This is a genomic window from Micromonospora foliorum (assembly GCF_022229015.1).
In the GTDB taxonomy this organism is placed as follows: Bacteria; Actinomycetota; Actinomycetes; order Mycobacteriales; family Micromonosporaceae; genus Micromonospora; species Micromonospora foliorum.
Map to the genome: position 1 here is coordinate 1 of NZ_JAKKFF010000136.1, position 5,391 is coordinate 5,391.

7 protein-coding genes are annotated in these 5,391 nt (G+C 74.0%); 4 read left to right on the top strand and 3 right to left on the bottom strand.

All coding sequences use genetic code 11. The features are described 5' to 3' along the window. The coding region (locus PSH25_RS12280; RefSeq protein ID WP_372492775.1) for an acyltransferase family protein at window positions 1-715 on the top strand (715 nt) is incomplete at its 5' end. A gap of 62 nt (window positions 716-777) precedes the next feature. Further along, window positions 778-993 carry a hypothetical protein gene (locus PSH25_RS12285; protein ID WP_196925116.1) on the top strand — a complete coding sequence of 72 codons (216 nt, stop codon included), beginning with the start codon at window positions 778-780 and terminating at the stop codon, window positions 991-993. 75 nt (window positions 994-1,068) lie between these two features. On the opposite strand, the gene PSH25_RS12290 is transcribed toward PSH25_RS12285, so the two are convergent. From PSH25_RS12290 to PSH25_RS12300, 3 genes are read right to left on the bottom strand one after another with little or no spacing between them, the layout of a single operon-like run. Further along, window positions 1,069-2,019 (bottom strand): VWA domain-containing protein, encoded by a 951-nt coding sequence (locus PSH25_RS12290; protein ID WP_238659225.1) that lies wholly within the window; start codon window positions 2,017-2,019, stop codon window positions 1,069-1,071. Continuing rightward, window positions 2,016-3,017 (bottom strand): DUF58 domain-containing protein, encoded by a 1,002-nt coding sequence (locus PSH25_RS12295; protein WP_238659227.1) that lies wholly within the window; start codon window positions 3,015-3,017, stop codon window positions 2,016-2,018. Before PSH25_RS12295 ends, PSH25_RS12290 begins: the two co-directional genes overlap by 4 nt. Next, complete coding sequence (locus tag PSH25_RS12300; RefSeq protein ID WP_196924350.1) at window positions 2,996-4,093, bottom strand: AAA family ATPase; 1,098 nt, start codon at window positions 4,091-4,093, stop codon at window positions 2,996-2,998. The genes PSH25_RS12295 and PSH25_RS12300 overlap by 22 nt, the downstream gene beginning before the upstream one ends. Before the next feature lie 240 nt (window positions 4,094-4,333). Between PSH25_RS12300 and PSH25_RS12305 the strand changes: the two genes are divergently transcribed. Together PSH25_RS12305 and PSH25_RS12310 are read left to right on the top strand one after the other, a co-directional pair. Then, on the top strand, window positions 4,334-4,564 hold the full coding sequence (locus PSH25_RS12305) for a hypothetical protein (RefSeq protein ID WP_238659226.1): 231 nt from the start codon (window positions 4,334-4,336) through the stop codon (window positions 4,562-4,564). 242 nt (window positions 4,565-4,806) lie between these two features. After that, window positions 4,807-5,349 (top strand): PH domain-containing protein, encoded by a 543-nt coding sequence (locus PSH25_RS12310; RefSeq protein ID WP_372492777.1) that lies wholly within the window; start codon window positions 4,807-4,809, stop codon window positions 5,347-5,349. Window positions 5,350-5,391 lie beyond the last annotated feature (42 nt).

Genomic DNA, 5,391 nt, shown 5'->3' on the forward strand with positions numbered 1-5,391 from the left:
CACCGTGCTGGCGGCCTGGTCGGTGCCGTACCTGCTGGGTGTGGCGCACGCCGACGGGCGGCTAAACGGCCGGCGCGCGGGCGCCACGTTGGCGGCCGGTGGGGCGGTCGCGCTGGCGGCGCTGCTGGCGCTGGGCTACCCGGTGAGCGCGGTCGGCGTGCCCGGGGCCGGGGTGTCCAACCTCAACCCGCCGTCGCTGCTGGTCGTGGCGCTGGCGGTCACCCAGGTCGGGCTGGGGCTGCTGGCGCGGCCGGCGCTGCACCGGCTACTGACCCGGCCGCTGCCGGGCCGAGCGGTGACCGAGGTGAACCGGTACGCGGTCCGGATCTACCTGTGGCACCAGCCGGTACTGGTGGCGGTGACCGCGCTCACCGCCCGCAGCGGGCTGGCCCTGCCCGGTCTGCACACCATCCCGGAGGATCCGGGCTGGGTGCTGGCGCGCTTCTGCTGGCTGCCGCTGCTCGCCGCGGTGCTGGTCACGGTCGTGCGGGTGGGTCAGCCGAGATCGCTGCTCCGCCGAGGCGTACCCGGCGGTGGTGAGCGGCGTCGTCAACCGGGCGGTGGAGGGGTCGCCGGCCGGTCGGCCGAGTGCGTTCCGTCGGCACCGCAGGTGTACGATCATCGACGTTCCGGCCCGCCCGACTTGCAGGAGGTGATCGCTGTGCGAGATAGCGATCCTCCCAGTCGTGGCCGGGCCGATGGTCAGTCCCGCTGAGCCACGACTCAGTCTGGTGAGCTGACCCCGCTCCGCTCCCCACCACCTGGGCACCTGCCGAGGTGAGTGTGCCGCGCCGCCCGATCCCGGGCGGTCGCCGGGAGCCGCCCGGTCACGACTTCGTGTGCGCGTCCCCACCCCCTGCGGTCCGCCCCCGCACGCGGACCGTCCAGCCGCCACCCGGAGCCGTCATGAGCCGCTACGTCGCCCCACTGGGCTTCACCCTCGCCGCCGTCTGGGTGGCCATCGTCTTCGTGCTCGCCGGCGGCGGTCACTGACCGCTCCGGGCCGGCGGCTGACGCCGCCTCGTGCCGGCGCCGGCGGCGGTCGTCGACCGCCGCCGGCGCAGCGGTTCACAGCATCCGGGACGACCAGAGCAGACTGAACGCGCCCGCGCAGAGCGCCAGCAGCAACGCCACCCCGGCGTACCACTGGGTCACCTCACGCGGCTCGGTGCGGAACCCGATCGAGCTGCCCATGTCCTGGTAGACCTGCTTCAGCTCGCTCACCGAGGCCGCCTCGTAGAAGTAACCCTCGGTGGTCTCGGCCAACTCGGCGAGGGCCAACCGGTCCACCGGCACCCGCTGCAACTGCCCGCCGATGTCGACCTGGCCGGTGTCGGTGCCGAAGGCGATGGTGGAGACCGGGACGTTGGCGGCCTGCGCGGCCGCCGCCGCCTCCTCCACCGCCCGACCGGAGGTCCGGAAACCGTCGGAGAGCAGCACGATCCGGGCCGGCGGAATACCCGCCGCCCCGTCGGCCGGCACCGACCGGATCGCCTCCAGGCAGGTGAACACCGCCTCGCCGGTCGCGGTCGCCTCGGCCAGCACCAGCCCGTCGATGGCGCTGGTCACCGCGTCCCGGTCCTTGCCCGGCGGCACCAGCACGTTGGCCGCCTTGGCGAACGACACGAGGCCCAGGTTGTAGCTCTCCGGCAGCTCACTGACGAACTGCTTGGCCGCCTCCTGCGCCGCCTCCAGCCGGTTCGGCGCCACGTCGTCGGCCTGCATCGACAACGACACGTCGATGGCGAGCATCACGGTGGCCCGCTCCAGCGGCTCCTTGGTGTCCACCGCCGGGCGGGCCAGCGCGGTGGCCAGCACCAGCAGGCAGAGCAGGAACGCGGTCGCCGGGACGTGTCGACGCCAGCCCAGGCCCTTCGGCGCCACCGTACGCAGCAGGTCCACATTGGTGAACCGCATCGCGTACGCCCGGCGGTGCAGCTGCCGCCAGACGTAGAACGCGGCGAGGGCGAACACCGGCAGCACGGCCAGCAGCCACCACGGTTGCAGAAAACGGATCATCGTGTCGTCCCCCGGGTACGCGCGTGCCGCTGCGCGGCCACGAATCGCACCATGTCCAGCAGCCAGTCTCGGTCGGTACGCAGACGCAGGTGGGCCGCGCCGGCACCGCGCAGGGCGGCGGCGATCGCGGCCCGTTGGGCGGTGGCGGCCTCGGCGTAGCGCTGCCGCAGCCGCGGGTCGGCGGTCTGCACCTCGTGCAGCTCGCCGCTCTCCGGGTCGACCACCGGCAACACGCCCACGTCGGGCAGCTCCAGCTCACGCGGGTCGACCACCTCGATGGCCAGCACGTCGTGGCGGACGCGCAGCTTGCGCATCGGCCGCGCCCACTGCTCGACCGGCGCGAGGAAGTCCGAAACCACCACGGCCACCCCGCGACGGCGGGGCGGACGGTTGAGCATCTCGATCAGCGCGCCCAGGTCACCACGGCCGGGTTGGATGGCGGTGCCGGCGACGGCACGCAGCAGACCCTGCGCCTCCTTGCGCCCGGAGCGGGCCGGCAGCCGGGTGAGCACCCCGGGCCCGACCGGCGGTGCTCCGCCGCGCCAGCGTCGGGCCGGCGCGGACACCCCGCCGCCGGTGCCGATCACGGCGCCGATCCGGTTGCCCCCGCGCACGGTCAGGTGGGTGATGGCGGCCGCGGCGGCCACCACCACCTCCCGCTTGAGCCACTGCCCGGTCCCGAAGTCCAGGCTGGCGGAGAGGTCCAGCGCGAGCCAGGTCTCCAGCTCCCGGTCGGCGACCGTACGCCGCACGTGTGGTGTGGTGGTCCGGGCCGTGACCGGCCAGTCCATCCGGCGCACGTCGTCACCGGGGCGGTACTCCCGGGACTCTCCCGCCTCACTGCCCGGCCCGGGCAGCAGGCCGGCGTAGTCGCCCTGGAGCAGACCGTCGAGCTTGCGGGTGACGAGCAGCTGAAGCCGGGACAGCACGGCCTCGCTACGGTCGGCGAGGGGGGCCGGACGAGGGGTGGGTGAGGTCACGGCCGCTGCCCGGGCCAGCCGGCGCCCGGCGGCGGCGCGATCGACGGTGGGGTGGCCTGCTGCCGGGGAGCGACCGCCGGGAGCGGGATCGTCGACATCACCCGCTGCACGATGTGGTCGGCGGGCACGTCGTCGGCGAGCGCGTCGTAGCTGAGCACCAGCCGGTGCCGCAGGATGTCCGGCGCGATGTCCTGCACGTCCTGGGGCAGCGCGTAGTCACGCCCGCGCAGCAGCGCCAGGGCGCGGGTGGCCCGGACCAGCCCCAGCGAGGCGCGCGGGCTGGCCCCGTACTGGATCAGTTGCGCGACGTCGGGCATGCCGTGCTCGGCCGGGGCGCGGGTGGCCAGCACCAACCGGACCGCGTAGTCGACCAGGGCGTTGTGGACGAAGACCTGGTCCGCCTTGCGTTGCAGGGCGATCAGCTCCGGGGTGTCGAACACCGCGGTCGGCTCGGGCGCGGCCACGCCCATCCGGTAGACGATCTCCCGTTCCTCCGCGTCGGTCGGGTAGCCCACCACGATCTTCATGAGGAACCGGTCCCGCTGCGCCTCCGGCAGCGGGTAGACGCCCTCCTGCTCGATCGGGTTCTGGGTGGCCATCACCAGGAACGGGTCCGGCACCCGGTGGCTCTCCCCGCCGATGGACACCTGCCGCTCGCTCATCACCTCCAGCAGCGCGGACTGCACCTTCGCCGGCGCCCGGTTGATCTCGTCGGCGAGCAGGAAGTTGACGAAGACCGGGCCCAGCTCGACGTCGAACTTCTCGCTCGACTGCCGGTAGATCCGGGTGCCCATGATGTCGGCCGGCACCAGGTCCGGGGTGAACTGCACCCGGGCGAAGGACCCGCCGACGACCTTGGCGAGAGTCTCCACCGCCAGGGTCTTGGCCACCCCGGGCACGCCTTCGAGCAGGCAGTGACCGCGGGCGAGCAGCGCGACGAACATCCGCTCCACCATCCGGTCCTGCCCGACGATCACACGTTTGATCTCGAACAGGCCCTTCTCCAGCAGGGTGGCGTCCTGCGCGGGTGTGGTCACCGGCGCGGGCGCCGCTCCGTTCGGCGTCGGGGCGTCGGGCATGGTCGGCTGGGCCACCGGTCCTCCACAGCGTTTCTCGGTCGTCGCGGCTCGTGCGGTATCAAGACTCGCACGCCTTGCTGAGTGTCGAGGTGGGGAGAAGCCGATTTTGGCCGCGCCGTCCCCAGCACCGAATCGCGCGTCTCGGGAGTGCACGGACCGGCCCGCCGCGTGTACGATTCACCCCGTCGCCGGGCGGCTCCCCCCGTGGTCGCCCGGCGCTCAACCTCTCCGTCCCGCCGCCCTAGACTGGCCGGGATGAGCATCCCCTCCCCCGCCGAAGAGTCCCTGGTCTGCTCGGCCCGGGGCTGCCGGTCCGCCGCCGTCTGGTCGCTGGAGTGGAACAACCCCCGTCTGCACGACGCCGATCGGCGCAAGACCTGGTTGGCCTGCGCCGAGCACCGGAGCAGCCTCGGAGACTTCCTGGACGCTCGGGGCTTCCTGCGTACCGTCACTCCGGTGCCCGGATCGCCTACGCTCGACCTGTGAGCGGCGACCCTCCGGCTTCCCCCGGCCCCACCTCCCCGTCCTGGCCGCCCACCCCGGCCACCGCACCACCCGGCGTGGAGCCGCCGCCCGGCGCGTTTCCGGCACCCGGCACGCTCGGCCCGGAGCCCGCCGCACCGGATGTCTCGACGCCCGCCGCGCTGCCACCAGGCGCGCTGCCACCCGGTCACCGGCCGGCACCCGCCGCCGACCAGCGCCCGCCCGACCTGCCCTCCCCCGGCCTCCTGCCGTCCGACCCCGTCGCGCCCGGCCCTCTGTTGACGGCTGCGCCGGGTGGTCGGGGTCCGCTGGAGCCCTGGCCGGACACGGTCAACTGGCAGCCGATCTCCACCGACCTGATCTGGGTGGAGCTGATCCGGCTGGCGATCGTGGTCGCCATCGGGCTGGCGGTGACCGGGGTCGGCTGGGCGTTGAGCGGGCACTGGCTGTTCGGGCTCGCCGTCGCCGCCGTGCTGGTGCTCGGCGCGTGGCGGGCCGTCGCGATCGTCCGCGCGGTCCGGGCCTGGGGGTACGCCGAGCGGGAGAACGACCTGCTGGTCCGGCACGGGCTGCTGGTCCGCCGGCTCTCCATCGTGCCGTACTCGCGGATGCAGTTCGTCGACGTGAGCGCCGGGCCGTTGGAGCGAGCCTTCGACCTGGCGACGGTGCAGTTGCACACCGCGGCGGCGGCGAGCGACGCCCGGGTGCCCGGGCTGCGTCCGGCGGAGGCGTCCCGGCTGCGTGATCGACTCACCGCGCTCGGCGAGGACCGGGCGGAGGGGCTGTGAGCACCTGCGCGGGCAGCCGCCGACCACGTCGAGGGCCGCTCC

What these genes read in the sequence shown, in the direction of transcription:
- PSH25_RS12290 (WP_238659225.1), bottom strand. Translation starts at nt 2,019, where the DNA reads ATGATCCGTTTTCTGCAACCGTGGTGGCTGCTGGCCGTGCTGCCGGTG.
- PSH25_RS12305 (WP_238659226.1), top strand. Translation starts at nt 4,334, where the DNA reads ATGAGCATCCCCTCCCCCGCCGAAGAGTCCCTGGTCTGCTCGGCCCGG.